Raw genomic sequence first — 23,869 nt, forward strand, 5'->3', positions numbered from 1 at the left:
ATGTGTATGAGGGAACGATAACTCATCCAGCCTGTCACTTTGCATCCGGGTGTGGTGAGCTTGAAAAGGGCAGGGGTATTACCGGTGCCAGCAAATGCCAGATGCATTTTATGGTCTTGCAGCTTGCCGGCCGGGCACTCTGGTCGAGTCGCGGCGAACTCCAGCCTTTTTGCACATTTTTTGCGCAATTGTTCGGCATAGATGGGTCAAACGGGTTGCCGACTGAGCATGGCAGCCGTAGACTGCCGCCCCTCTTGAGTGGAGTGCAGGGCGGTGCCTTTAAAAGCCATGGCGTCGACACGCCACGCCAAGGCCTCTCCAGACCGGCTAAATGCACGTTTTTATTAGAGAATTCAATGACAAAGGACCAGTTGCTGGCCATGCCGGCCGATGACTACATGAATGCTGAACAGCACGGTTTTTTCACCGAGCTGCTGCAATCGATGAAGGTTGAAATCCACGAGCGTATCGAAAAGAGCCGTGTTGCCATCGAAAGCCTGGACACCCCGGCAGATCCTGCCGACGCTGCTTCTGTTGAAGAAGAGCGTCACTGGCTGGTGAACTCCATCGACCGTGACCAGCGCATGCTGCCGCAACTGGAAATGGCCCTGACCCGTATCGCTGATGATTCTTTCGGCTGGTGCGATGACAGCGGCGAGCCCATTGGCCTCAAGCGTCTGTTGATCAGCCCGACCACCCGTTACTGCATCGAAGCGCAGGAACGTCACGAGTCCATTGACAAGCACCAGCGTCAGTACTGATCGCTCAGTGCTGAGGGGGACCTGACCGGGAGGCAAGCAACTGCCTCCCGGTTTTGTTGTGCCTGCCGTTTATCGTTTTTTACTGCGTTGTATTGATTCGGGCCGGATGTACCACTAACGAACCATGGCAAATAGCCTGTTCGTGGCGTTTAATGTTTTTCAATAAGAAAAACGACAGGTGGAGGGATCATGACCGACAACGTAGCCTATGCAGGGAAGCTGGCAGAGCCCGGCGCGCAGGCCCCCGTTTCACACGTATTCGCGCCCTTGTGGCTGGCGCTGACACAAAGCCTTGGCATTGTCGTGCTACTGGTCGTCACCGGCTTGAATCTATTGCCCGTGTGGCTCGCAGCACCGTTGGCTGTTGCGCTGATCTGGCTGCCCCGGTTGCGCAAGCGCCAACCGGCATCGGCCCCTGAGGCCGCAAGCGCCAGTGATATCACCCGCCTGACCCGCGACCTGTCATTCACCACCAGCCATAACGCGTTGTCCGCCGCCAGTGTGTCGTTTTCGGTGCGGCAACTCGCCGGCCGGATTCAATCGCAGCTCAAGGCCGCCGAGCAGGTGGTAGGCAGTGCCGAGGTGATGATCGCCACCGAGCAGCAGGCTGCGCAATTGAGCCAGCAGGCCCTGAGCGCAGCCAGTGAAGCGCGGCAGAGTAGTGAGGCCGGGCGTACGGTGCTGGTTGAGTCTATCGAGTGCATGCGCCGCCTGAGTCAGGGCGCGGTGGACAGCCGCCAGGTCATCCAGGCGCTGAGCCAGCGCAGTGAAGAGATCCAGCGGGTCGCTCAGGTCATCCAGTCGATTGCCAGCCAGACCAACCTGCTGGCACTCAATGCCGCCATTGAGGCGGCGCGGGCCGGCGAGCACGGCCGAGGTTTTGCGGTGGTCGCGGATGAAGTGCGCGGTCTGGCGGGGCGTACGGCGACGGCGACCGAGGAGGTCGGGCAGATGGTTGCCGATATCCAGCAGCGGACCACCCAGGTGGTCGCGCAGATCCAGCAGTTATCCGTCGATCTCGACACAGGCGTACGTCAGGTCGAGGACACTGGCCAGCATCTGGAACGCATCGCCAGCCTGGCTGCCGACGTTGAAATTCAGGTCAGCGAGATTGCTCAGGGGACGCAGATCAATCAGGAGCAATTGGGCAGCCTGTTTGGCGCCATCGAACACATGCGCGCCGACCTGTCGGTCAGTGACCAGCAGACCCGCCAGCTGGCCGACTCTGCCGTGCAGATGGAAGGGCAGGCAGAGAGCATCAGCCAACGCCTGGCCGAGGTCGGGCTGGATGATTACCACCAGCGTATCTATGATCTGGCCCGCGAAGGCGCTGTGCAGATCGCTGCCCGCTTCGAGGCTGACATCGCCAAGGGCGCGGTGAGCCTGGATGATCTGTTCGACCGCAGTTACCAGCCTATCGCCAAGACCAGCCCGCCGCGCTTTCATACCCGCTTTGACGGCTACACCGACAAGGTGCTGCCGGATATTCAGGAGCCCTTGCTCAAGCGCCATGAGGGGCTGGTGTTTGCCATTGCCTGCACCCAGCAGGGTTATGTGCCGACCCATAACGCGGCTTTCAATCAGCCATTGTCCGGCGACCCGGCAGTGGACACCGCGCGCAATCGTAGCAAGCGCAAGTTCGATGACCGCACCGGAATTCGTTGTGGTAGCCATCAGCAGGCGGTGCTGTTGCAGACCTACACCCGTGATACCGGTGAGCTTATGCATGATCTGTCGGTGCCGATCATGGTCAAGGGGCGGCACTGGGGTGGATTGCGTCTGGGGTATCGGCCCGAGCAGGCATAACAGCATTTTTGAAACCGACTTGCTGGCAGCCTGGCCTGTGTTTTTTAAAGGCGCCCCCCATAGGGGGGCTGGTCAGCCAAGGTTGTTGTAATTGATAACAGCTAAAGAATTATTGGGCGTGGGGTGTGTAGGAATTGGTTTAATTGTGTAGGAATATTCTGAAATATCTATGACTGCTTGACTGTCGTGTCACGTTGAGCAAGCTGTTTGTATGCGCAGAAAAAAGGCGCCAATAAATAGTTTGCAGTCGACGCATCTAAGGATGGATACACGATGAATACTACAGCACATGTAAATGTACACCCTGATACTGCGCAAGTTACCCGGTTCCCTGTGACCGTGCGGGTCGGGCTGTTTTTCGATGGCACCGGTAATAACCGGGTCAATAGCGGTATCGCCGCCCACTGCCGCGAACAGATGCAGGCCGGCCAGCAGGAGCATACCCGCGAGTGCGCCGGGCGCCACGCCGGGTCACACGGTAGTTACACTAACGACTACAGTAATATCACTCGTTTGTTCGAGCTTTATCGTAAACAGGCCGTTGCCCGGCGTGAAACGGATGGCTGGAAAGTTTACTGGCCGGTGTATATCGGCGGGGTCGGCACCACCTCAGGCGGGCGCGATTCGCGTTGGCCTGGGCAAAGTCTGGGGCGCGGCAGCACCGGGGTGCTGGCCAAGGTCGACAAGGCGGTCAGTCGGCTGGCCGAGTGCCTGGCGCTTTTTGCGCTGGATAATCCGGGGTGTGTAATTGATGTTCTGGAACTGGACATCTTCGGCTTCAGCCGCGGCGCCGCATCGGCCCGCCATTTGGTCAACGAGATTCTCAAGCAGGAGCGCGGAGCGCTAGGCCGTCTGCTGGCCGATACGACACTGGCCTGGAGCCCGACTTTCGGCTGGCAGCAAGGCAGTGTGCGGATCATGCTGGTCGGCCTGTTCGACACTGTTGCGGCAGTAGGCGGCTGGCGAGACCTGGGCAATGTGCGCGACTCTGATAACCGTCGGGTCAATCTGTATCTGCCACCTGGCTGCGCCAGGCAGGTGCTGCATCTGGTGGCACGGGACGAGTGGCGGCGCAATTTCGCCCTCAACAGTATTGCGCCGGGCTGGGAGCGGGAGATTGTGCTGCCGGGGGCGCATTCGGACATTGGCGGTGGCTACCATCAGTTGACCTACGAAGAGGTCCTGATGAGCCGCCCGCACACCAGTGTGGTTGGCCGGGATGTCCGTGATGAGGACAGCCCGGCCTGGCGAGAGGCTGAGGCAGACTTGCAGGCCATGGATGCCGCGTATTGGGTTGACCCTGCTGATCCACACGCCTGCCTGCAGGTGCAAAGCTCAACGGTGGCCAGTGCCAGGCATGCCGCAGGTTCCGGGGGCCGCCTGGTGATGGCCACCGTCTGTATGCGGCGGCAGGTCTGCGGGCATCTTTCGCGCATTCATTTGCGCATCATGCACACGCTGGCCTGTGATGAGGGGGTGCCCTTTGAAGCCATTGGTGATAGCCCTGACCTGGCGTTACCGCAGGCGCTCGAAGATATCTGCAGGCGCCTGATCGGTCAGGCGCGGGGCGATACCGTCGGGCTGACGCCAGAGCAGCAACAACTGCTGCGCTGGCGCTATATCCACCACTCTGCCCACTGGGAGCCGCTCATCGGGACGCTGGGCGGACTGGGCGATGCATTGTTCGTGCATGCACCCCAGCCTGGGGGGCGTAAAATTCACCCTAATGTCGCCCCGTCCGATTATCCGTATTAAAGCCAATGCCGTTCACTTAGGTGCCTTATGCCCCGGTGGGAGCCAGCTTGCTGGCGAAGACGGCAGCACATTCGCAGCAGAGGCTATGATTTGACTGGCCTCTTCGCGACCAAGGTCGCTCCCACAAAGGCAAGCATTGCGCTTGGCATCGGCGCTTTGTCAAACCGGCGGCAGATGCAAGCGCTCATTGAGTTCATCGACCACCAGAGCCCAGTCGTCATCGCTGCGCAGCTTTTCTTTGAGCAACTGGGCCTGGGCCGGGGTCCAGAACTCGGCATCGATCAGTTTGATCCCGTCGGGCAGCGAGTGATTCGCGATGAAGGCTTCAATGCTCGCCTCGTCGCTCTCAAGGCCCAGTTGGGCGAACAGGTCGGGCAGGCTAGGGTTTGGCAGTTCCATGGTCTCTCCTGAGCGTAATGTGAGCAGTTGTTGAGTATCCGATTGTCCTTGGGCAGGGGAGTTCGATCAAAAATGGCAGATAGGGCAACAATGAGCAGGAACTGTATACACACTCTGGATGCCATAGTTGTGCGCAGGCGGTAGAATCGCCGCCTGCCTGCCTGCGTCGTCAACTGCAGCGCACCAGCAGGTGCCCATCAGGAGTTTCAGCCGCCAGACGGCCACATAGGAGTGATAACAATCGGTTGACTGCCCTGGCATTGTCAGAGCAGTTCATTTTTCAGTTCGTTGGGGGTTTGTACTTTGGCTGTAAGTAACCTGGATACGCACGCCTTGTTCGTGCTTGGTGATCTTCGTGCAAAGTTGGTAAAGCAGTTTCAATCGCGCTTCGTCTATGTCGCCGAGCAATCGCCTGATGGCGTCTACATGGCTGAGATCGATACCGAAAGTGCGCTGGTGGTTGATGACAAGCCTCGGCTTGAGCTCAAGGTAGGCGACCACTTCCGTGCCGCCGTGTTGCCCAGCCGCGAAGGCGGCAAACTCGAGCTGCGCTTTCGCGATATCAAAATGACAATCTATGGGCTGGGGGAGTACGCGTTCGTCGACACGCCTGCCGGCCACGGCATTGTTTTCAAGGAAGGCCATGGTGTCATGCTGGTCTTCGCCGCTACCGAACAACTGCAGACCGGCCTGACCCAGACCCTCAAAGCCGCCATCGCCAAAGCCGCCAAATGGCGCAAAGGCGAACTGACCTTTCGTGCCAGCGAATAACTGACCGCTGCAAATTTGAGATTCTGCTTTCGCTTTTTGCGTTTCGTGCCGAGCAAGCGCCGCTGTGCCAAAACGGCATATCGGCGCGTACCGGTGATGCAGCGAGGATCAGCGCGTTGCGCTGAGGGCGGGTCAGACTTTTGATATGCGCGGCTGAAGCCGCGCCTACGCCTGCTTGCTGTCCGGTCGGTCACCACTGACCTCCGGCGGTACGTCCTCACCCGCCATCCGCTTGCGAAACAGGCTGGTTCGTGCCAGTAGCAAGGTCGTCACCGGCACGGTAATGGCCAGCAGAATCGGAATCAGCCAGGCGTGCAGCACCGGCCCAGATTTGAGCGCCGAGAAATACACAATCGACGCCAGCGCCACACACCATGCACCGATTGTCGACGCCAGTGCGGTGGGGTGCATGCGCTGGAAGAAATCCTGCAAGCGCACCAGGCCGATGGCACCGGTCAGGGTGAACAGGCTGCTGGTCAGCAACAACAGGGCGGTAAGCACCTCGACCCAGAAGGGAACATCGTAGGTCATTCGATCACCTCACCACGCAACAGGAACTTCGCCAGGGCGAAGGAGCCGACAAAGCCAAACAGCGCAATCAGCAGCGCGGCCTCGAAATAAGTGTCGCTGGCATAACGGATACCCAGCACCAGCATCATCAGCATGCCGATGATGTACAGATAATCCAGCGCCAGCACCCGATCCTGCGCCGACGGTCCGGTGAACAGACGCCACAGCGTCAGCACCATGGCCAGGGCAAATATCGACAGGCTGATCAGAATCGTCACACTGAGCAAGGCACTCATTGGAAAATCTCCATCAGGGGGCGCTCATAGTGGCTTTTGAAATGCTCGATAAACTGCGCCTCATCCTCCAGATCGAACACGTGCATCAGCAAAATGCTGCGGTCCAGCGCCAGTTCCGACCAGACCGTGCCGGGTACCACGGTGCAGACCATGGCCAGCGCCGCCAGGCCGTGGGCGTCATGCAGTTCCAGCGGCACCTTGACGAAGGCCGAGCGCGGCGGCCGACGTTTGAGGGCCCATACCGAACGCGCCACTTGCAGGTTCGATATCACCACATCCACCCCCACCCGCAGGATGAAACGCAGGATGGTGCCGGGCTTGCGAATCCGCGCCGGCATTGGTCGCAGCGAGGCAAACATCAGCGGGGCCAGAAATGCCAGGATGGCGCCGAGCAGGATGTGCCCGGCACTGAGCGAGAGGTTCAGCAACAGCCACAGCGCCCATAGCGCCAGCGACAGGAACGGGGCAGGGAAGAAGTGCTTCATGGCTGCACCTGCGAAGTCTGAAGGGTTGGCCCCGGCACCGGGCGGGTCGCCATGACCGACTGGATGTACTGCTGCGGATCATGCAGGGTCGCTGCGGTGTCCTGGGTGTACTGCAACAGCGGTTCGGCCCGGAAGGTCAGGGTGATGCACAGGCCCAGCAACACCACAATCGGCAGGTACTCACTGTGGCGCAGCAACGGCGGGACGGTTTCAGTCGGCGTCCAGAAGCGTTGCACGCCCAGGCGGACGAACGACATCAGCGCTGCCAGGCCTGAGAAAATCAACAGCGCAATTAACAGCCAGGCCTCAAGTGACACGGGTTGATCCTTGGCGACATCCAGGCCGGACGGGTTGAGCAGGGCGCTGAGCAGGGTCAGCTTGCCGATAAAGCCCGACAGCGGCGGCATACCGATGACCAGCAGCGCGCAGGCCACGAAGCACAGGCCCAGAAATGCCATGGTCATCGGGATCACCTGACCGACCACGATATTTTCCTCTTCATCGAGGTTGACGCCGCGGGGTGGGTGCAGGGACTCAAGATTGTGTGGCAACTGGTCGGCGTCCTCGTCCTCGCCGTACTGGTTGGCCGAGCGTGAACGCTCGATCAGTTCGCCGAGCAGGAACAGTGCGCTGAGTGCCAGCGTCGAGCTGACCAGATAGAACAGCGCGCCGGCGGTCAGGCTCGGTTGGGCGAAACCGATCGCCGCCAGCAGGATGCCGGCCGAGACCAGGATGCTCAGGCTGGCCATACGCTCCAGACGCTGGGCTGCAATCACCGCAATGGCTGCCGTGGCAATGGTCGCCATGCCGCCGAAAATCAGCCATTCACCGCCGAAGAACGCTGACTCGCCAGCATGGCTGGAGAACAGCAGGGTCCACAGCCGCAGCAAGGTGTAGATCCCGACCTTGGTCATGATCGCGAACATTGCCGCCACCGGCGCACTGGCGGCCGAGTAGGCCGGCACCAGCCAGAAGTTCAGCGGCCACATGCCGGCCTTGGCCAGAAATGCCGTGGCCAGGATCGCCGCACCGGCGTGCAGCAGGCCGCGGTCGGCCTCAGGCACCTGCGGGATCTTGACCGCAAGGTCGGCCATGTTCAGCGTGCCGGTCACGCCGTAGATCAAGGCTGCGCCAATCAGGAACAGCGACGAAGCCAGCAGGTTGATGGCGATGTAATGCAGGCCCGCCGATACCCGCGCACGCCCCGAGCCGTGCAGCATCAGGCCGTAGGAGGCGGCGAGCAGCACCTCGAAAAATACGAACAGGTTGAACAGGTCGGCGGTCAGGAATGCACCGTACAAGCCCATCAACTGGATCTGGAACAGCGCATGGAAACTGGTACCGGCCTTGTCCCAGCGCGCCAGGGCAAACAGCAAGGCGCAGACCCCGATGATCCCGGTCAGCACCAGCATCAACGCTGACAGATGATCGACCACCAGCACGATGCCGAACGGCACGTCCCAGTTACCGGGCATGTACACGCCGATCGAGCCCATGCCGCCGCTTTCCTGAACCCACATCAGCAGGCGGATCGAGACGGCCAAGCCGAGCAGGGTCGAGAACAGGTTGATGCGCGCCTTGAGTGGGCGGTGCTTCTCGCCGAGCATCAGCATCAGCCCGGCGGTGAACAGCGGCAGCAGGATCGGGACAATGATCAGTTGGTTGATTGCACTCATGCTTTCGGCTCCCGGCCGTCGACATGGTCAGTGCCGGTCAGGCCACGGGAAGCCAGCAGAACCACCAGAAACAGCGCGGTCATGGCAAAGCTGATCACGATCGCGGTCAGCACCAATGCCTGGGGCAGCGGGTCGGTGTAGTGCAGCAGGTCATGCGGCACACCGTCCTTGATCACCGGCTCTTTGCCGATGAACAGGCTGCCCATACTGAAGATGAACAGGTTCACCCCATACGACAGCAGGCACAGGCCCATGATCACCTGGAAGGTCCGTGGGCGCAGGATCAGCCAGACGCCCGAGGCGGCCAGTACGCCGATGGCAACGGCAATCACTTCTTCCATCACAAGACTCCTTCTGGTGCGTGGACAGGCTGGCCCGGTGGCAGTGCGCCCACCGGCTTGGGCAGCGCGGTCGGGCGATGGCTACGCACCGCCTGGTGACCCAGGGCGGTGAGCATCAGCAGGGTCGAACCGACCACCACCGCATACACGCCGATATCAAAAAACAGCGCACTGGCCACATGCATGTCGCCGAGCACCGGCAAATGCAGATGCGCGGTATGGGTGGTCATAAACGGGTAACCCAGGGCCATGGCGCCCAGGCCGGTGAGCACCGAGCACAGTAGGCCGACGCCAATCCAGCGTTGCGGACGCAGGCTCATGTGCGCCTCGACCCACTGGGTGCCGGCGACCATGTATTGCAGGATGAACGCCACCGACATCACCAGCCCGGCGACGAAGCCGCCACCGGGCTGGTTATGACCGCGCATGAACAGGTACATCGAGACGATGAAGGCAATCGGCAGCAGCAAGCGTACCAGGGCTGCCGGGACCATCATGAAGCCCAGTGCGGTGTCGCTGGCGCTGCGCGGGTTGACCAGGTCGGTGGCCACATCGCGGGCCAGCAGGCGCTGCTGGGCGGGCAGCGGGATGCTTTCTTTGGGCGGGCGGAAGCGCCGCAGCAGGGCAAACACGGTCAGCGCCACCACACCCAGTACCGTAATTTCACCGAAGGTATCGAAGCCGCGGAAGTCCACCAGCATCACGTTGACCACGTTGGTGCCGCCGCCTTCGGGCAGCGCTCTGCTCAGGTAGTAGGACGAAATCATGTTCGGTGTCTGGCGGGTCAGCATCGCGTAAGACAACGCCGCCATGCCGCCACCGACCAGAATCGCCAGGCTCAGGTCGCGCACCCGCCGGGTACGGGCCTTGAGTCGCGAGCTGACCGTGGCCACTTCTTCGCTACGCCGTGGCAGCCAGCGCAGGCCTAGCAGGATCAGCACTGTGGTGACCACTTCGACCACCAGCTGGGTCAGGGCCAGGTCCGGTGCAGAGAACCAGACGAAGGTGATGCAGGTCATCAGGCCGCAGACACTGACCATGATCAATGCCGCCAGGCGGTGATACTTGCCTTGCCAGGCGGCGCCGATGGCGCAGGCAATCGCGATCAGCCAAAGCGTGACGAACACCCCGGAGCCGGAAATCTTCGGCCGGTCGCCCCAGCTCAGACCGCTGTAATACATCGGGATAAAGCCCAGCACCACGGCGGTGAGAACCAGCGCGAACAACTGCGGTTGCAGGCGGCGGGTGGTCAGCCGGCGCTCGACCCGACGCGCCCAGTGCATGGTTGCCACCAGCAGTTTTTCGAACGAGCGCTTGCCGTTGAGCCGGCCGATCAGCGGCGGCCCGCTAAAGCGCTCGTTGCGCAGCGGGTTGCGCAGCAACAAGTACAGCAAAATGCCGCCGCCCATCGCGATCAGGCTCATGATCATCGGCGCATTCCAGCCATGCCAGATGGCCAGGCTGTACTCGGGCAACTCTGCGCCGACCACCGGTTGCGCCGCTGTAGCCAGTATCGGACCCACCGACTGCGCCGGGAAAATACCAACCACCAGACACGCCATCACCAGCAGCTCGACCGGCATGCGCATCCAGCGCGGCGGCTCGTGGGGCGAGAGCGGCAGGTCCTTGGCCATCGGGCCGAAGAACACATCGACGGTAAAGCGCAGTGAGTAGGCGACGCTGAACGCACCGGCAATGGTTGCCACCACCGGCAGGGCGATTTCGACCCACATTGACGAGGTAATGAACACTGTTTCGGCGAAGAACATCTCTTTGGAGATAAAGCCGTTCATCAGCGGCACGCCGGCCATCGCCGCACTGGCGACCATGGCCAGCGTGGCGGTGTACGGGATCATCTTGACCAGCCCCGACAGCCTGCGGATATCCCGCGTGCCGCTCTCGTGGTCGATGATTCCGGCGGCCATGAACAGCGAGGCCTTGAAGGTTGCGTGGTTGAGGATATGAAATACTGCAGCGACGGCCGCCAGCGGGCTGTTCAGGCCCAGCAGCAAGGTAATCAGGCCCAGGTGGCTGATGGTTGAGTAGGCGAGCAGGCCCTTGAGGTCATTCTGGAAAATGGCGGCAAACGCACCCAGCAGCAGGGTGCAGGCGCCCGCGCCGCTGACGATCCAGAACCATTCCTCCGTGCCGGACAATGATGGCCATAGCCGGGCCATCAGGAATACCCCGGCCTTGACCATGGTCGCCGAGTGCAGATAAGCCGAGACCGGGGTCGGCGCGGCCATGGCGTGGGGCAGCCAGAAATGAAACGGGAACTGCGCGCTCTTGCTCAGTGCGCCGATGAGAATCAGCGCCAGCAGTACCGGGTACAGGGCATGGGCACGAATCGCATCACCCGATTCCAGCACCCGCTCAAGATCATAACTGCCGACCACATGACCGAGCACCAGCATCCCTGCCAGCAGCGCCAGGCCGCCGGCGCCGGTGACCAGCAACGCCATGTAAGCGCCGCGCCGCGCATCGTTGCGGTGGTGCCAGTAGCCGATCAGCAGGAACGAGAAGACGCTGGTCAGCTCCCAGAAAAACACGATCTGGATAATGTTGCCGGAGATCACCAGGCCGAGCATCGCGCCCATGAAGGCCAGGAAAAACGCGAAAAAACGCGGCACCGGGTCATCCGGCGACATGTAGTAACGGGCATACAGCGACACCAGCGCGCCGATCCCCAGCACCAGCATGGAGAACAGCCAGGCAAAGCCGTCCATGCGCAGCACGAAGTTAAGGCCCAGGCTGGGCAGCCACAGATACTCCTCGCGGATCACCCCGCCATCGGCAATCTGTGGGTACCACAGCGCGACCTGCAGTGCGCCGCCAATGGCAATCAGGCCGGCCAACAGGGATTCCGCGTTGCGGGCGTTATGCGGCAGCAAAGCTGCCAGACAGCTGCCGATAAAGGGCAGAAGCAGTAGAACTATCAGGGACATAGGCTTCTAATCTGCGGAGAAATATTAAGCATCATACGTGCCAGATCGTTCATCACCAAACGCCGTTGCTCTGAAATTTCCTACAAGAAATGTCTGGAAATCAATGAGCTGTCACTGAAAGGACCAATCGGTCATGTCATGACGGCAGCAGGTGATGGCTGTCAGGTAACAGCTATGACCCTGAGGCCAGAGCCAAGGTGCCAACGACAGGCAGAGTATTTTCCGCAGATTGAGACAGTGTCATGAAGCTTGCGGTTTGACGGGCAGACAAGGGGCGATGGCTTTTTCGAGCGCGATCTTGACGGCCATGGCGTCACCGGGTTGTGTAGCGGTTTTAAACGGCCTGGCAACTTCGGGCAGCGTGGATTCCGGCATCTGACTGTCGCTTGCCATGATCGAAAATAATGTTTGTTGGGGCTGCGCGGTCAGCCAGCGGCGCAACACGTCGTACAGTGAAACGTCATGCCACTGGTCCGGGTTATCGATGATGCTGGTGATCTTTTCCAGCAGGTGCTTCTCATGGTTGTCGGGCATCTGTGCTTGTTCGATGGCTGGTTGGGTGCGGTAGTAGTCCAGCATTTGCCCGTAAATTCTCGTGTCGCCGCGGGTCAGGCTGTACTCCAGCATCGCTTCGGCTACGACCTTATGTTTCCAGACTTGTCTTTGATCGTAAGACTCCGACCAGGCGGCGTTGCGTTCATGAAGGGTAAAGGCACCGCTTTCATCGTAGGTGATGGCCGCAAGCAACTCAGGCGACATGCCCTTGAACGGGTTGTGGCCAAGATTGTTTTTAAAGTCCGTAGCTTTACGCGCCCGTTCCAGAATCTCGGAGTCATCACTATCTGGTCGTTCGTTATCGTGGATAGCGTGAGGGGGGGCGATTCGCACGCTATGGATCTGGGCAAGCGCTTTCTGCGCTACCGCTCGTAATTGATCACGGTTCAGGCTGGCATCGCGTTGATTGGCGCGCTGCAAGGCATCGCTCAACTGGCGGGCCACAGGCGATATCTTGTCTGCACCAGGCTCATCGGATGGAGCCTTCAGGTTCTGGGTCAGGGTTGTGGATACTTGAGCGGGTTTAGGCGTTGGTGTCAGCGCTTTGCAGGCACTGCTCGAGGATGTACAAGTAGTCAAACCAGACATGATTAACTCCCATGATATATGGACATCGCAATCGCGAAGCCTGTTGCATCTACAACCGCTGGCGCGGACTGTAGATGCGTCTATTAATTGTTTATTTCATAGTAAATACGACACTCCATGAATGGTCAGAGAAATTAGTCGAAGTTACCGTGACCGTACAGGTGGCATTGCCGCTACTGATGGCCTTCTTGTCCCACTTTGGGGCAGTGTTCAGCTTGCCGCTGAACAGGCCGCCAGGTGCGATAGTCCTGATATATGAAGTTCTGAATTCGCAGGTTTTATTGCCTATGGTGTAACGCAGCGACGCAGTAGTTACATCGGGAAGGGCTGGATTCGTTACTCTGAATTCATCCGACCCTTTGCCTTTGATCAACAGTTCAGGCGTCGGGCTCGCATGAGCTTGGGTCATGGCGCTTGTAGATTGATAGTACATCTCCTGATCACTGAGGTTTTTTACCGTGATATGTACCGGTGACCCTGCTTGTGTCAGGTGGCTCGCAAGAATACTGCCTGCAGTCAGTGTGATCATAAAAGCGTTTTTAAAAGTCATGATGGAATTACCCTGATTATTAGACTTGTTGTTTCATGGCAAAACAGATTGTGAGAGGTCGTTGTCTCTCGCCTTATCAGTTATGCGTGTCATTGGCCGGGTTTTTCTTAAATATCTAAGTCCCGGGGTTAATGTGCCGCTGGTGCGCGAGGCACAATTTTTAAAGTTGTTATGCAATACGACAAAATATTGCGGAGTGATTTCATCTTGGGGTGGGTTGCGGCGTTTGGCGATCAGACTTTTTTGACACGGCTTGTAGGGCATTTCCGGGATTTTCACTGTCCAAGTAAAAACACCGGTAACCCTTTGTTTCGCCAATGTTTAAGAGGATCAAGCGCGGCGGCCCGTTGCAGGCCGCCGTTGAGAGGTTTGAATCAATCAGCGCAAAACGTCAGTCGGCCTTGGGCAATGCGTCGCCTGCCTGCTCTGCGTCCTCGGCCTTGCGTTTCTTCATTTCGCTGACGATCACCCCGGCGACGATCAGCGCGCCGCCCAGCAACGCCAGGCCTGGCAAGCGTTCGCCGGCAAGGCGGCCGAGGATACCGGCCCAGACCGGTTCGCCGGCATAGATAACGGTGGCGCGGGTGGGCGAAACGCTTTTCTGTGCCCAGTTCATGGCTACCTGGATCACTGCACTCATCATCCCCAGGCCGATGGCGGTGCTCAGCAGCAGCCAGGAAAAGTCTGGAATACGTTCACCGGTCGGCACCACCATTAAAAACGCCAGCAGTGATGCCGTGGCCAGTTGCACGACGGTGACCCGGCGTACATCGACCTGGCCGGCATAGGCGCTGATCATGATGATTTCTGCGGCAATGGCCACGGCGCTGATGATGGTGGCGATTTCACCGGGGCTGAAATTCAGGGCTGCGCCTTGCGGGCCTGACAACAGCATCAACCCGCTAAACGCCAGCATGATGCCCAGGCTCGGCATCAGGCCGGGGCGGCGGCCGAGTACCAGCCATTGCAGTAGCGGCACAAAGGGTACGTACAGCGCGGTAATGAAGGCCGACTGGCTGCTGGGGATGGTCTGTAAACCGACAGTCTGCAAGCCATAACCGAGCATGATCGCAGTGCCGATAAACACCCCGGCGCGCAGTTCCAGCCAGGTCAGGTCGCGCAGCACCTTGAGGCTGAACAGCGCGACCAGCAGCGCTGCTGCCGCAAACCGCAGGCCGACAAAGAACATCGGCCCACTGACGGTCATGGCGTGTTGCACCAGCAGGAACGTGCCGCCCCAGAGCATGGTGATAAAGATCAGGACGGCTTCTGCTTTACTGACTCGGGGCAATCGGTTGGGTAATTTCATTGCGCTACCGCTGTGGAACCTTGCATGGTGAGGGAAGGGCGGCCCACAATGCGCCGCAAGTTGAGCAGTATAATGCGCAAGCGCTTCGAGTGAGCAATATGATGCACAAAGATATTTCCCCGCGTGCCCCGGTGTTGCAGCATGTGGGTCTCAATGTTCGACGACTGCGCAATGCCGCTGGCATCAGCCAGAGCGCATTGGCCGACAAGTCCGGGGTCAGCCGGCGCATGCTGGTGGCCATCGAGGCCGGTGAGAACAATGTCAGCCTGGCGACCCTGGACCGGGTTGCCGAGGCACTGGATGTGGCGTTCAGTGACCTGATCCAGGCACCGGATGTGCACGACCATAGTCGTATCAATGAGCTGGCGTGGGCCGGCACCCAGCCGGGCAGCAAGGCTGTGCTGCTGTCCAAGGCGCTGGCCCGACGTGAGGTGGAGTTGTGGGAGTTCTGTCTGGAGCCAGGCGATCGCTATGATTCCGAGCCTGATCCGGAAGGCTGGAGCGAGCAGGTGTATGTGATCGAAGGCCAACTGAGCCTGCGGCTGGGCAGCCATGAGCAGCCTCGGCAGATCGCGGCCGGTGAGTTCTTCATGTTCCCCAGCAACCAGACCCATTCATTCTGCAACGACGCTACGACACTGCTGCGCTTTGTGCGCAATGTCGTGTTGTAGCCTTGTTTTTTTGCCTGGAGCATCTGAATGAGCCCTGACAGCGTCGATGTGCTGATTATCGGCGGCGGTCTGAGTGGCAGCCTGCTGGCCATGCAGTTGCTGCGCTTGCCGGGCCGGCGACGGATCATGATTATCGAGTCACGCGCCGAACTGGGCCGTGGCGAGGCCTACAGTGCCACCGAGCTGGGGCATACCCTGAACGGCAACGCGGCACGCATGGGCGTCGAACCGGATAACCCGGATGATCTGAGCCAATGGCTGGCCGGGCATCTGGCTGCAGGCGGCTGGCCGCAAGCCCATGCGCAGCAGCTGCCGGTGGCCGAGCTGTTCCCGCCGCGCGGGTTGTTCGGCACTTATGTACAGCAGCGTCTGGAGCAGGCCCGGCGGCTGGGCGCCAGTCATGGTTCGACTGTCGAACACCGACGTGGCGAAGCGGTTGACCTGCAAGCGGCTGAGCAAGGCATGACGCTGACCCTCGACAACACTGACACCGTGCAAGGCCGGGTGGTGGTGTTGGCCACCGGTATGTACGCGGCGGCGCGCACCCCGCAGCATCACAGCGAGGCGCTGGGTGCCGCCGCGCTGGATCCCTGGGGAATCGAGGCCATGCGCGGTCTCGATGCGCAATCGCGGGTGGTGATCGTCGGTTCCGGGCTGACCATGGTCGATGCCCTGGAGTCGTTGCAGCAGGCCGGGCATCGTGGCCCCATTCAGGTGATTTCACGCCACGGATTATGGCCTCATGTGCGTCGCCAGCCGCCGCAATGGCCGGACTTTCTCGCTCACGACCACAGTATCCGCAGTCCCTTGCAGTTGCTGCGCAGCCTGCGTCAGCAGTGCCGCCAGGCGATGGCCGCCGGCATTGACTGGCAGGCCCCGCTGGATACCGTGCGGGCGCATATCGGCCGCCTGTGGAGCCAGGCCAGTGATCGGCAGCGCCGGCAGTTCGTGCGGCATGTGCGGCCCTGGTGGGAGAGCCATCACCACCGCTCGCCGCCGCAGGGAGCTGCGTTGCTGGAGCGGCTGCTGGGCGAAGGGCGTCTGGGCATACTGGCTGCGACCCTGCTGGGTGTCGAGTCACGGCCCGGTGAGCCGTTGCAGGTGCGCATTCGGCGTCGCGGCGCGACACAAGCCGAGTTCATCGGTGCTGATGCCTGGATCAACTCCAGCGGTATTCAATACGATTGGCGTCGGGTCGACCGGCCGTTGCCGCGCCAGTTGCTGGCGCGCGGCCTGGTGCGCCCCGGTCCGCTGGCGCTGGGTATCGACGCGGATCCGGGCGGCGCGGTACGCGGTGCCGACGGGCAACCCTCGGCGTGCCTGTTCGCCATGGGCCCACCGCTGCGCGGATTATGGTGGGAAAGCACTGCAGTGCCGGACGTAGCCAGTCAGGCCAAAGCGTTGGCGGCGCGTCTGGTTGAGGTGTTGGCTTAACGGCTCTGGCAGGCACCGCAGGCCCCTGTAAGAGCGACCTTGGTCGCGAAGACGGCGGTACATTCGCAGCAGATGCGGTGACTTTACCGGCCTGTTCACGAGCGAGCGCGTGCCCACAGGGATCTGCGGCGCCTGGCCGAACAATATTGAACCTATGCCTGGTCCAGCAACTGCGGCCCCGCACCCTGGCTGCCCAGTTCGTCGCCCCAGTTACGCAGTGGGCAGGCCTGCATCGACAGGCAGCCGCAACCGATGCAGCCGGTGAGTTGATCACGCAATTGCGTGAGTCCCCGAATGCGCTCGTCCAGCTCAACGCGCCATTGTTCTGAAAGTTTCTGCCAGTCAGTAGCGGTCGGCGTGCGGCCCTCGGGCAGTGCCTGTAAAGCCGCATGGATACTTGCCAGTGGCAGGCCCAGACGCTGGGCCACCTTGATCAGCGCGACACGGCGCAGCATCTCGCGGGGATAACGGCGCTGGTTACCGGCGTTGCGCTGGCTGCTGATCAGCCCTTTGCTCTCATAAAAGTGCAGCGCCGTGACCGCCACGCCGCTGCGCGCCGCCAGTTGCCCGACACTGAGCTGCTGTTGGGCCGGGGCGGGGGTCTTGTTCATGGGCAAATTCCTGCTTGACCTAAAGTTAACTCAAGGTTTTACCCTGCGCAGCCATTACCCGCAATCATCGCGCTCAGGGAGATGCCTATGCATGGCTACAGTCAACTCGTCGAATTCAGCGTCGAAGCTACTCAGCAATCAGCGCTGGTCACTGCCCTGGCACACGTGGATCAGCAGTACACCAGCAGTTGCCCCGGATTCATGGGGGCGAGTGTGCAGGCCAGCGAAGATGGCAGGCGGGTGCTGCATCAGGTGCTCTGGCAATCACGGCAGGCCTGTGAGGCGGCATTGTCAGCGATCGAATCCAGCGTGTATGACCTCAGCGGCCTGATTCGCCTGCATCGGGTCCGGGCGGCGAGCTTCGGCAGTTATCAGGTGCTTAATCACGTGCCGCCTCGCGTTTGATTTCAGACCGACAGGTTCAATACCCGATCGCCTTGTCGATACTGGCCGACCCGGCGTTTGTTGACGGTCAGTTCGCCCAGGCGAATCAGGTGGCTGCGGGTCACATTGCGGGTCAGGCCCAGCAGATTTGCGGTATGCACCTGGTTTTGATGACAGAAGCGGTAGGCCGCACGCAGCAGGGCATCTTCGACCTTTTCATGCAGCGCGCCGGCCTGATCCTCGAACAGTTTGGCAAAGGCCTGAGCCAGCAACTGCTCGGTCGTCAGATCGTTTGCCGCGCTTGCCGAAGGGTTCGCTGGCGGTGCGGGCTGGCGCTGCGAGAGGTGCAGGTCGTCGGCTTCGAGCAGGCCGTTACGACACACCAGCAGGCTGTGATGAATCACGTTTTCCAGTTCGCGGATATTGCCTGGCCATGGGTGTTGCCTGAGTTTGAGTTCGGCTGCGCGGGCGAGCCGTGCCGGTGCATGACCGAGGCGTCGGCAGTAGCTTTCGATGAAGTGCCGGGCCAGCGGCAAAATGTCCAATGGCCGCTCACGCAAGGGTTTCAGGACCAGGCTCACCACGCTCAACCGATAGAACAGGTCTTCACGAAACTGCCCGGCGCTGATGGCGTGGTCCAGTTGCACATTGGTGGCCGCCAGCACCCGCACGTCGATAGGCTGGCTCTTGCGTGAGCCTAGCCGCACCACTTCGCGCTCTTGCAGGACGCGCAGCAGCTTGACCTGCAGGGCCACTGGCAAGTCGCCGATTTCGTCGAGAAACAAGGTGCCGCCGTTGGCCGCTTCGAACCAGCCGGGTTTGGCCGCGTGGGCGCCGGTGAAGGCGCCTTTTTCGTGGCCGAACAGCTCGGCCTCGACCAAGGACGCGGACAGCGCCCCACAGTTGACCGCTACAAAGGGTCCTGCACTGCGGCTACTGAGGGCGTGGATCTGCCGGGCGACCAGTTCCTTGCCGGTCCCGGTGGCGCCGATGATCAAGACACTGGCGTCACTGGGTGCGACCTGGCGGACATGCCCGAGCAAGGCCTGCGAGGACGGGTCTTCGAACACCAGCGGCGGCGCAGGCAGCGCACGGTCACGCAGCGGCACGGCCATGCTCACTTCGCCTGCTGTGGCGGCAGGTCATTGGCGATCATCTCGCCGAACGGCCCGGTCAAATTGGTCACCCCACGCCCGGCCAGGCTGGCGTAGGGCTCGGGCAGCAGCGGGAACACCAGTTCAGCGAAGCGGTAGGCTTCTTCCAGGTGCGGGTAGCCGGAGAAAATGAAACTGTCGATGCCCAGGTCTGCGTATTCCTTGATCCGTGCTGCCACCTCTTGTGGATTGCCGACCAGTGCGGTGCCGGCGCCGCCGCGCACCAGGCCAACCCCGGCCCACAGGTTCGGGGCGATTTCCAGATTGTCGCGCTGGCCATCGTGCAGCGCCGCCATGCGCCGCTGGCCTTCGGAATCAAAACGCGAGAAGGATTTTTGCGCGGCGGCGATGGTTTCGTCACTGATCGGCTCGATCAGGCTGGCAGCGGCTTGCCAGGCCGCTTCGCTGGTTTCCCGGACAATCACGTGCAAACGAATCCCGAACTTCACGGTACGCCCCTTGCGCGCTGCACGCTCACGCACATCGGCCAGCTTGGCGGCGACCGCAGCGGGGGGTTCACCCCAGGTCAGGTATACGTCGACCTGCTCGGCTGCCAGGTCATGGGCTGCGTCGGAAGAACCACCGAAATACAGCGGCGGGTAGGGCTGTTGCAGCGGTGGATACAGTGCCTTGGCATTTTCCACATGCAGATGTTTGCCCTTGAAGTCCACCGCCTCACCCTGCAACACCCGGCGCCAGATCTGGAGAAATTCGTCGGTGACTTCATAGCGTTCGCTATGGCTCAGATGAATGCCATCGCCGCGGTTCTCGTCCGGGTCGCCACCGGTGACCACATTGATCAGCAGCCGGCCGCCTGACAACCGGTCCAGAGTCGCAGCCATGCGCGCCGAGACCGTCGGCGAGATGATCCCCGGACGAATCGCCACCAGATAACGCAGGCGTTGGGTCAAGGGGGCCAGTGCCGAAGCCACTACCCAGGAGTCTTCGCAAGAACGGCCGGTAGGAATCAGCACCCCGTAGTAGCCCAGATCGTCAGCCGCCTGCGCGACTTGCTTGAGGTAGTTGAGCGTCACCGGGCGCGCGCCTTTGGTGGTGCCCAGATAGTGGCCGTCGCCATGGGTGGGGAGAAACCAGAAAACGTTCATAGCAGTCCTTCAGAGGCTGGGGTCGACCAATGGGTACTGTTGGCTGGCAGACAGTGGGTCAACAGAGCAGGGATCACCCAGTCTTTATACGGATGTATTTTTATTCCTCAAAATATCTTGGAATCATATTTTTATCTCTATATGGAATATATGGCGTTTTGAATGTTTTCTGGCTACTGACTGAACCGGGCACTGTTGCTGGAGCAACAGCCAGTTGGGGCGTTGGTCTCACAGGTGAAACTTTGCTGTTCGCCGGGCAGTCACCTCTGAACCAACGCGTGGGGAACAGGACAATGGCAAGGGCAATCTGGAAGGGCGCGATCAGCTTCGGTCTGGTGCATATCCCGGTGGCACTGGTGTCAGCCACCAGCAGCGAGGGCGTGGATTTCGACTGGCTCGACAAGCGCAGCATGGACCCGGTGGGCTACAAACGGGTCAACAAGGTGACCGGTAAAGAGGTCAGCGCAGAAAACATTGTCAAGGGCGTGGAGTATCAGAAAGACCGCTACGTGGTGCTCAGCGAGGAGGAAATTCGCGCCGCCCATCCCGAGGCGACCCAGACCATCGACATCTTTGGCTTTGTCGACAGCCAGCAGATTCCCTTGCAGCACATTGATACGCCTTATTACCTGGCGCCGGTGCAACGTGGTGAAAAGGTCTACGCCTTGCTGCGTGAGACCCTGCATACCAGCAACAAGGTGGCCTTGGCCAATGTGGTGCTGCACACCCGCGAGCATTTGGCGGCATTGATGCCGTTGGCTTCGGCGCTGGTGCTGGTATTGCTGCGTTGGCCGGAGCAGGTGCGTGATATGGATGAGACGCTGCAACTGAGCGAGGCGGTGACGGACGTCAAACTGAGTAAAGGCGAGCGGGATATGGCGAAAAAGCTGGTCAAGGACATGAGTGTCGACTGGCGGCCCGAGGACTACCGCGACACTTTTCAGGACAAGATCATGGCGTTGGTCAAGACCAAGGCCAAGCGCGGCAAATTGGAAGCCGTGGGTGGGCAAAGCCCGGATCCTGAGCGCAAACAGGCGGACGTGATTGACCTCACCGAGTTGCTGCGCCAGAGCTTGGCCGGCCAGAGCAGCCCGCGCAAGACCAAGGCGTCAGCCAGGACTTCGGCCAAGCCTGCCGCCAAGTCCGGTGAGGCCAAACCGGCAAGCCCTGGCAAACGCCGCCGCGCCGGGTAGTGATTGAAGGAGTCGCCAGATGGTCAGCGAGTACACCCGCAAGCGCCGTTTCGATATCACCCGCGAACCGCCAGAGACCGGCACCCGCAGCAAGCGCAAGGCCGCTGGAGAGGCGCTTAGCTTTGCGATCCAGAAGCACGACGCCAGTCACTTGCACTACGACTTGCGTCTTGAACTGGACGGTACTCTGAAAAGCTGGGCGGTACCCAAAGGCCCGAGCCTGGACCCGGCACACAAGCGCCTGGCAGTGCAGGTCGAAGACCACCCGCTGGCGTACGCCAGCTTTGAAGGGCGTATTCCCGAAGGGCAGTATGGTGCCGGTGAGGTCATTGTCTGGGATCGCGGTATCTGGCAGCCGCACGGTGATCCGCGCAAGGGGTATGAAGCTGGCAAGCTGGAATTCACCCTGATCGGGGAAAAACTCAATGGCGAGTGGGCGTTAGTGCGCACCCGGCTCAAGGGCAGCGGGAATCGCAAGCAATGGCTGCTGATCAAGCGCAGCGACGATGCGGCGCGGCCGGTCGATGAATTTGATATCACCGTCGAGCGCCCCGACAGTGTCTTGAGTGACGCCACCCTCAGCCGAACCCGGCCGGCCAGGCCTGAGCAGCCGAAAAAAAACACAGCCTTTGTACACACGTTGAGCCCGCAACTGGCCACCCTGATCGACCGACCGCCGCCCGGCGACTGGCTGTATGAGATCAAGTACGACGGCTATCGCATCCTGACCTGCATCCACGCCGGTGAAGTGCGCCTGCTGAGTCGTACCGGCAATGACTGGACAGCACGGATGCAAAGGCTTGCCAAGGCGCTGGCCAGGCTGGGGCTTGAAGACAGCTGGCTCGACGGCGAGGTGGTGGTTCTCGATCGTGACGGCTTGCCGGATTTTCAGGCGTTGCAACGGGCATTTGATGAGCACAGCGATGCACAGATCGTTTACTACCTGTTTGATGCGCCCTGGCTCAATGGCGATGACCTGCGCAAGCAGCCGCTGCAAGCGCGGCGTGAGGCTCTGGCCCAAGTGCTTGAAGGTCAGCGCAGCAAATTGATCAGATTCTCCGCAGGCTTTGCCGCCAGTCATCACGACATTGTCGAGAGTGCAAGGGCCATGGGCCTGGAAGGGGTCATTGGCAAACGTGCTGGCAGTCTCTACCAGGGCAAGCGCAGTGCTGACTGGATCAAGCTCAAATGCCGTCTGGCTCAGGAGTTTGTGATCGTCGGCTACACACCGCCCGAGGGTAGCCGTAGTGGTTTCGGCGCGTTGTTGCTGGCGGTCAATGATGCCAGGGCGGCAGGATTGGTGTACGCCGGGCGGGTCGGCAGCGGCTTTGACGGCAAGACGCTGCGCCAGCTCAAGCAACAGCTTGATGCATTGCAGCGTGACAGCTCGCCGTTATGCAAGCCGCTCAGTCGTGAGTTGAGCCGCGATGTGCACTGGGTTGAACCGCAGCTGGTCGCCGAGGTGCAGTTTGCCGAATGGACCCGAGATGCGCTTTTGCGTCAGGCCTCGTTCATCGGCTTGCGTACCGATAAGCCGGCGGCGCAGGTGCTGCGTGAGGTCGCCCGCCGAGCAGCTCTGCCGTTGGTGGATGAGGCGCAGCCGGACTCCTCAGAGCAGGCCACTAAAGCCTGCGTCGCCGGCGTCGCGATCAGTCACCCTGAACGGGTCATTGATCCGCAAAGCGGCGTCAGCAAGGCCGTTCTGGCGCAGTTCTATCTGGCCATTGCCGACCGGCTGCTGGCTGAGCTGAGCAAACGTCCGGTCGCGTTGCTGCGTTGCCCGCAAGGCATCGAGGGCGAGCAATTTTTCCAGAAACATGCCCAGCGCTTGAGCATCCCGAATATCACTCAACTTGACGCGTCTCTGGACCCCGGTCATGCGCCGCTGCTGCAGATCGATAACCGGGCAGCGCTGGCCGGTGTGGTGCAGATGGGGGGAGTCGAGTTGCATACCTGGGGCGCTACCAGTGACCGGATTGAAACTCCGGACCGGCTGATCTTCGATCTCGATCCCGATCCGGCGCTGCCGTGGTGCAGCATGATCGAGGCCACCCAGATGCTCCTGGCGGTGCTCGATGAGCTGGGCCTGCAGGCCTTTCTGAAAACCAGCGGCGGCAAGGGCATGCACCTCATTGTGCCGCTGGCCCGGCACACCGGTTGGGATCAGGTGAAGCGCTTTGGCAAGGCGGTCGCCGAATTCATGAGTCGCCAGTTGCCCGAACGCTTCAGCGCTACGGCCGGCCCACAGAACCGGGTCGGGCGGATCTTTATTGACTATCTGCGCAATACCCGCGGCGGCACTACGGTGTCGGCCTGGTCAGTGCGCGCCCGACCTGGCCTGCCCGTGTCAGTGCCTGTCGGTCGCGATGAACTGGCGACCCTGAGCTCGGCCCGGCAATGGCACGTCGGCAACCTGGCGGAGCACTTGCGCGATCTGGACGAAGATCCATGGGCGGGCTATCACAATCGCCAGCGCATTACTCAGGCGATGTGGCGACAGTTGGGTATTGATGATTGAGCTTACGATTCGCGGTTGCCGCGTGCGGGTCTAGGCTTATGGTTTTGCTTG

General features: G+C 60.8%; 22 protein-coding genes. 9 read left to right on the forward strand and 13 right to left on the reverse strand.

The genetic code is table 11. From position 1 onward, the window contains the following. The first annotated feature begins 356 nt into the window (after positions 1-356). The 3 genes from PSCI_RS18825 (at position 357) to PSCI_RS18835 (ending at position 4,322) form a co-directional block, all read left to right on the forward strand. Positions 357-761 carry a TraR/DksA family transcriptional regulator gene (locus PSCI_RS18825; protein WP_045489981.1) on the forward strand — a complete coding sequence of 135 codons (405 nt, stop codon included), beginning with the start codon at positions 357-359 and terminating at the stop codon, positions 759-761. Between the two features lie 585 nt (positions 762-1,346). Then, the gene (locus PSCI_RS18830; protein ID WP_442965476.1) at positions 1,347-2,567 is read left to right on the forward strand and encodes a methyl-accepting chemotaxis protein; all 1,221 of its coding nucleotides are present in this window, start codon (positions 1,347-1,349) and stop codon (positions 2,565-2,567) included. Between the two features lie 273 nt (positions 2,568-2,840). Continuing rightward, positions 2,841-4,322: a T6SS phospholipase effector Tle1-like catalytic domain-containing protein gene (locus PSCI_RS18835; protein WP_045489985.1), complete on the forward strand. Its 1,482-nt coding sequence runs from the start codon at positions 2,841-2,843 to the stop codon at positions 4,320-4,322. Between the two features lie 159 nt (positions 4,323-4,481). Here PSCI_RS18835 and PSCI_RS18840 read toward each other — a convergent pair whose 3' ends face one another. After that, a complete protein-coding gene (locus PSCI_RS18840) occupies positions 4,482-4,721 on the reverse strand; it encodes a DUF2789 domain-containing protein (protein WP_045489988.1) in 240 nt (79 codons plus the stop codon). 303 nt (positions 4,722-5,024) lie between these two features. Here PSCI_RS18840 and PSCI_RS18845 point away from each other — a divergent pair, with 303 nt between their 5' ends. After that, a complete protein-coding gene (locus tag PSCI_RS18845; RefSeq protein WP_045489990.1) occupies positions 5,025-5,492 on the forward strand; it encodes a hypothetical protein in 468 nt (155 codons plus the stop codon). Positions 5,493-5,657: 165 nt separating this feature from the next. On the opposite strand, the gene PSCI_RS18850 is transcribed toward PSCI_RS18845, so the two are convergent. The 9 genes from PSCI_RS18850 to PSCI_RS18890 all read right to left on the reverse strand — a co-directional run bounded on the left by PSCI_RS18850 (position 5,658) and on the right by PSCI_RS18890 (position 14,747). Further along, positions 5,658-6,023: a Na+/H+ antiporter subunit G gene (locus PSCI_RS18850; protein ID WP_045489991.1), complete on the reverse strand. Its 366-nt coding sequence runs from the start codon at positions 6,021-6,023 to the stop codon at positions 5,658-5,660. Beyond that, positions 6,020-6,298 (reverse strand): K+/H+ antiporter subunit F, encoded by a 279-nt coding sequence (locus tag PSCI_RS18855; RefSeq protein ID WP_045489993.1) that lies wholly within the window; start codon positions 6,296-6,298, stop codon positions 6,020-6,022. Before PSCI_RS18855 ends, PSCI_RS18850 begins: the two co-directional genes overlap by 4 nt. Beyond that, positions 6,295-6,783, reverse strand: coding sequence for a Na+/H+ antiporter subunit E (locus PSCI_RS18860; RefSeq protein WP_045489995.1), 489 nt, complete (start codon positions 6,781-6,783; stop codon positions 6,295-6,297). Before PSCI_RS18860 ends, PSCI_RS18855 begins: the two co-directional genes overlap by 4 nt. Beyond that, positions 6,780-8,459, reverse strand: a complete 1,680-nt coding sequence (locus PSCI_RS18865) for a monovalent cation/H+ antiporter subunit D (RefSeq protein WP_045489997.1) — start codon at positions 8,457-8,459, stop codon at positions 6,780-6,782. The genes PSCI_RS18860 and PSCI_RS18865 overlap by 4 nt, the downstream gene beginning before the upstream one ends. Next, entirely contained in the window at positions 8,456-8,800 is a 345-nt protein-coding gene (locus tag PSCI_RS18870; protein ID WP_045489999.1) for a Na+/H+ antiporter subunit C, read from the reverse strand. The genes PSCI_RS18865 and PSCI_RS18870 overlap by 4 nt, the downstream gene beginning before the upstream one ends. Further along, entirely contained in the window at positions 8,800-11,745 is a 2,946-nt protein-coding gene (locus PSCI_RS18875) for a monovalent cation/H+ antiporter subunit A (protein WP_045490000.1), read from the reverse strand. Before PSCI_RS18875 ends, PSCI_RS18870 begins: the two co-directional genes overlap by 1 nt. A 240-nt stretch (positions 11,746-11,985) precedes the next feature. Next, positions 11,986-12,888, reverse strand: coding sequence for a hypothetical protein (locus PSCI_RS28255; RefSeq protein WP_144403279.1), 903 nt, complete (start codon positions 12,886-12,888; stop codon positions 11,986-11,988). Between the two features lie 91 nt (positions 12,889-12,979). Continuing rightward, positions 12,980-13,438 carry a hypothetical protein gene (locus PSCI_RS29160; protein ID WP_144403280.1) on the reverse strand — a complete coding sequence of 153 codons (459 nt, stop codon included), beginning with the start codon at positions 13,436-13,438 and terminating at the stop codon, positions 12,980-12,982. A 391-nt stretch (positions 13,439-13,829) separates the two neighbouring features. Then, positions 13,830-14,747 (reverse strand): DMT family transporter, encoded by a 918-nt coding sequence (locus tag PSCI_RS18890; protein WP_045490002.1) that lies wholly within the window; start codon positions 14,745-14,747, stop codon positions 13,830-13,832. A 101-nt stretch (positions 14,748-14,848) separates the two neighbouring features. Between PSCI_RS18890 and PSCI_RS18895 the strand changes: the two genes are divergently transcribed. Beyond that, positions 14,849-15,418 carry a helix-turn-helix domain-containing protein gene (locus tag PSCI_RS18895; protein WP_045490003.1) on the forward strand — a complete coding sequence of 190 codons (570 nt, stop codon included), beginning with the start codon at positions 14,849-14,851 and terminating at the stop codon, positions 15,416-15,418. Between the two features lie 27 nt (positions 15,419-15,445). Next, positions 15,446-16,852, forward strand: coding sequence for an FAD/NAD(P)-binding protein (locus PSCI_RS18900; RefSeq protein WP_045490004.1), 1,407 nt, complete (start codon positions 15,446-15,448; stop codon positions 16,850-16,852). A gap of 152 nt (positions 16,853-17,004) precedes the next feature. Here the strand turns inward: PSCI_RS18900 and soxR are convergent, their stop codons facing one another. Continuing rightward, positions 17,005-17,463, reverse strand: a complete 459-nt coding sequence (gene soxR / locus PSCI_RS18905) for a redox-sensitive transcriptional activator SoxR (protein WP_045490005.1) — start codon at positions 17,461-17,463, stop codon at positions 17,005-17,007. Positions 17,464-17,550: 87 nt separating this feature from the next. On the opposite strand from soxR, the gene PSCI_RS18910 reads away from it, so the two are divergent. Continuing rightward, complete coding sequence (locus PSCI_RS18910) at positions 17,551-17,868, forward strand: antibiotic biosynthesis monooxygenase (protein WP_045490006.1); 318 nt, start codon at positions 17,551-17,553, stop codon at positions 17,866-17,868. Between the two features lie 2 nt (positions 17,869-17,870). Here PSCI_RS18910 and PSCI_RS18915 read toward each other — a convergent pair whose 3' ends face one another. Together PSCI_RS18915 and ssuD are read right to left on the reverse strand one after the other, a co-directional pair. Next, entirely contained in the window at positions 17,871-18,962 is a 1,092-nt protein-coding gene (locus PSCI_RS18915; RefSeq protein ID WP_045490007.1) for a sigma-54 interaction domain-containing protein, read from the reverse strand. Positions 18,963-18,964: 2 nt separating this feature from the next. Beyond that, positions 18,965-20,107: an FMNH2-dependent alkanesulfonate monooxygenase gene (ssuD, locus tag PSCI_RS18920; protein WP_045490008.1), complete on the reverse strand. Its 1,143-nt coding sequence runs from the start codon at positions 20,105-20,107 to the stop codon at positions 18,965-18,967. Positions 20,108-20,400: 293 nt separating this feature from the next. Here ssuD and ku point away from each other — a divergent pair, with 293 nt between their 5' ends. Both ku and ligD read left to right on the forward strand, forming a co-directional pair. Then, on the forward strand, positions 20,401-21,300 hold the full coding sequence (gene ku / locus PSCI_RS18925; protein ID WP_045490009.1) for a non-homologous end joining protein Ku: 900 nt from the start codon (positions 20,401-20,403) through the stop codon (positions 21,298-21,300). 19 nt (positions 21,301-21,319) lie between these two features. Continuing rightward, positions 21,320-23,818 (forward strand): DNA ligase D, encoded by a 2,499-nt coding sequence (gene ligD / locus PSCI_RS18930; protein WP_045490010.1) that lies wholly within the window; start codon positions 21,320-21,322, stop codon positions 23,816-23,818. The last annotated feature ends 51 nt before the right edge of the window (positions 23,819-23,869 follow it).

This window comes from Pseudomonas sp. StFLB209, from assembly GCF_000829415.1.
Classification (GTDB): Bacteria; Pseudomonadota; Gammaproteobacteria; order Pseudomonadales; family Pseudomonadaceae; genus Aquipseudomonas.

Bases quoted from the DNA above. Each gene is read 5' to 3' on its own strand.
- PSCI_RS18835 (WP_045489985.1), top strand. From the start codon at position 2,841: ATGAATACTACAGCACATGTAAATGTACACCCTGATACTGCGCAAGTT.
- PSCI_RS18855 (WP_045489993.1), bottom strand. From the start codon at position 6,298: ATGAGTGCCTTGCTCAGTGTGACGATTCTGATCAGCCTGTCGATATTT.
- PSCI_RS18840 (WP_045489988.1), bottom strand. From the start codon at position 4,721: ATGGAACTGCCAAACCCTAGCCTGCCCGACCTGTTCGCCCAACTGGGC.
- PSCI_RS18895 (WP_045490003.1), top strand. From the start codon at position 14,849: ATGCACAAAGATATTTCCCCGCGTGCCCCGGTGTTGCAGCATGTGGGT.
- PSCI_RS18825 (WP_045489981.1), top strand. From the start codon at position 357: ATGACAAAGGACCAGTTGCTGGCCATGCCGGCCGATGACTACATGAAT.
- ku (WP_045490009.1), top strand. From the start codon at position 20,401: ATGGCAAGGGCAATCTGGAAGGGCGCGATCAGCTTCGGTCTGGTGCAT.
- PSCI_RS18910 (WP_045490006.1), top strand. From the start codon at position 17,551: ATGCATGGCTACAGTCAACTCGTCGAATTCAGCGTCGAAGCTACTCAG.
- PSCI_RS18915 (WP_045490007.1), bottom strand. From the start codon at position 18,962: ATGGCCGTGCCGCTGCGTGACCGTGCGCTGCCTGCGCCGCCGCTGGTG.
- ligD (WP_045490010.1), top strand. From the start codon at position 21,320: ATGGTCAGCGAGTACACCCGCAAGCGCCGTTTCGATATCACCCGCGAA.
- PSCI_RS28255 (WP_144403279.1), bottom strand. From the start codon at position 12,888: ATGTCTGGTTTGACTACTTGTACATCCTCGAGCAGTGCCTGCAAAGCG.
- PSCI_RS18850 (WP_045489991.1), bottom strand. From the start codon at position 6,023: ATGACCTACGATGTTCCCTTCTGGGTCGAGGTGCTTACCGCCCTGTTG.
- PSCI_RS18875 (WP_045490000.1), bottom strand. From the start codon at position 11,745: ATGTCCCTGATAGTTCTACTGCTTCTGCCCTTTATCGGCAGCTGTCTG.
- PSCI_RS18900 (WP_045490004.1), top strand. From the start codon at position 15,446: ATGAGCCCTGACAGCGTCGATGTGCTGATTATCGGCGGCGGTCTGAGT.
- PSCI_RS29160 (WP_144403280.1), bottom strand. From the start codon at position 13,438: ATGACTTTTAAAAACGCTTTTATGATCACACTGACTGCAGGCAGTATT.
- PSCI_RS18830 (WP_442965476.1), top strand. From the start codon at position 1,347: ATGATCGCCACCGAGCAGCAGGCTGCGCAATTGAGCCAGCAGGCCCTG.
- PSCI_RS18870 (WP_045489999.1), bottom strand. From the start codon at position 8,800: ATGGAAGAAGTGATTGCCGTTGCCATCGGCGTACTGGCCGCCTCGGGC.
- PSCI_RS18865 (WP_045489997.1), bottom strand. From the start codon at position 8,459: ATGAGTGCAATCAACCAACTGATCATTGTCCCGATCCTGCTGCCGCTG.
- PSCI_RS18860 (WP_045489995.1), bottom strand. From the start codon at position 6,783: ATGAAGCACTTCTTCCCTGCCCCGTTCCTGTCGCTGGCGCTATGGGCG.
- soxR (WP_045490005.1), bottom strand. From the start codon at position 17,463: ATGAACAAGACCCCCGCCCCGGCCCAACAGCAGCTCAGTGTCGGGCAA.
- ssuD (WP_045490008.1), bottom strand. From the start codon at position 20,107: ATGAACGTTTTCTGGTTTCTCCCCACCCATGGCGACGGCCACTATCTG.
- PSCI_RS18890 (WP_045490002.1), bottom strand. From the start codon at position 14,747: ATGAAATTACCCAACCGATTGCCCCGAGTCAGTAAAGCAGAAGCCGTC.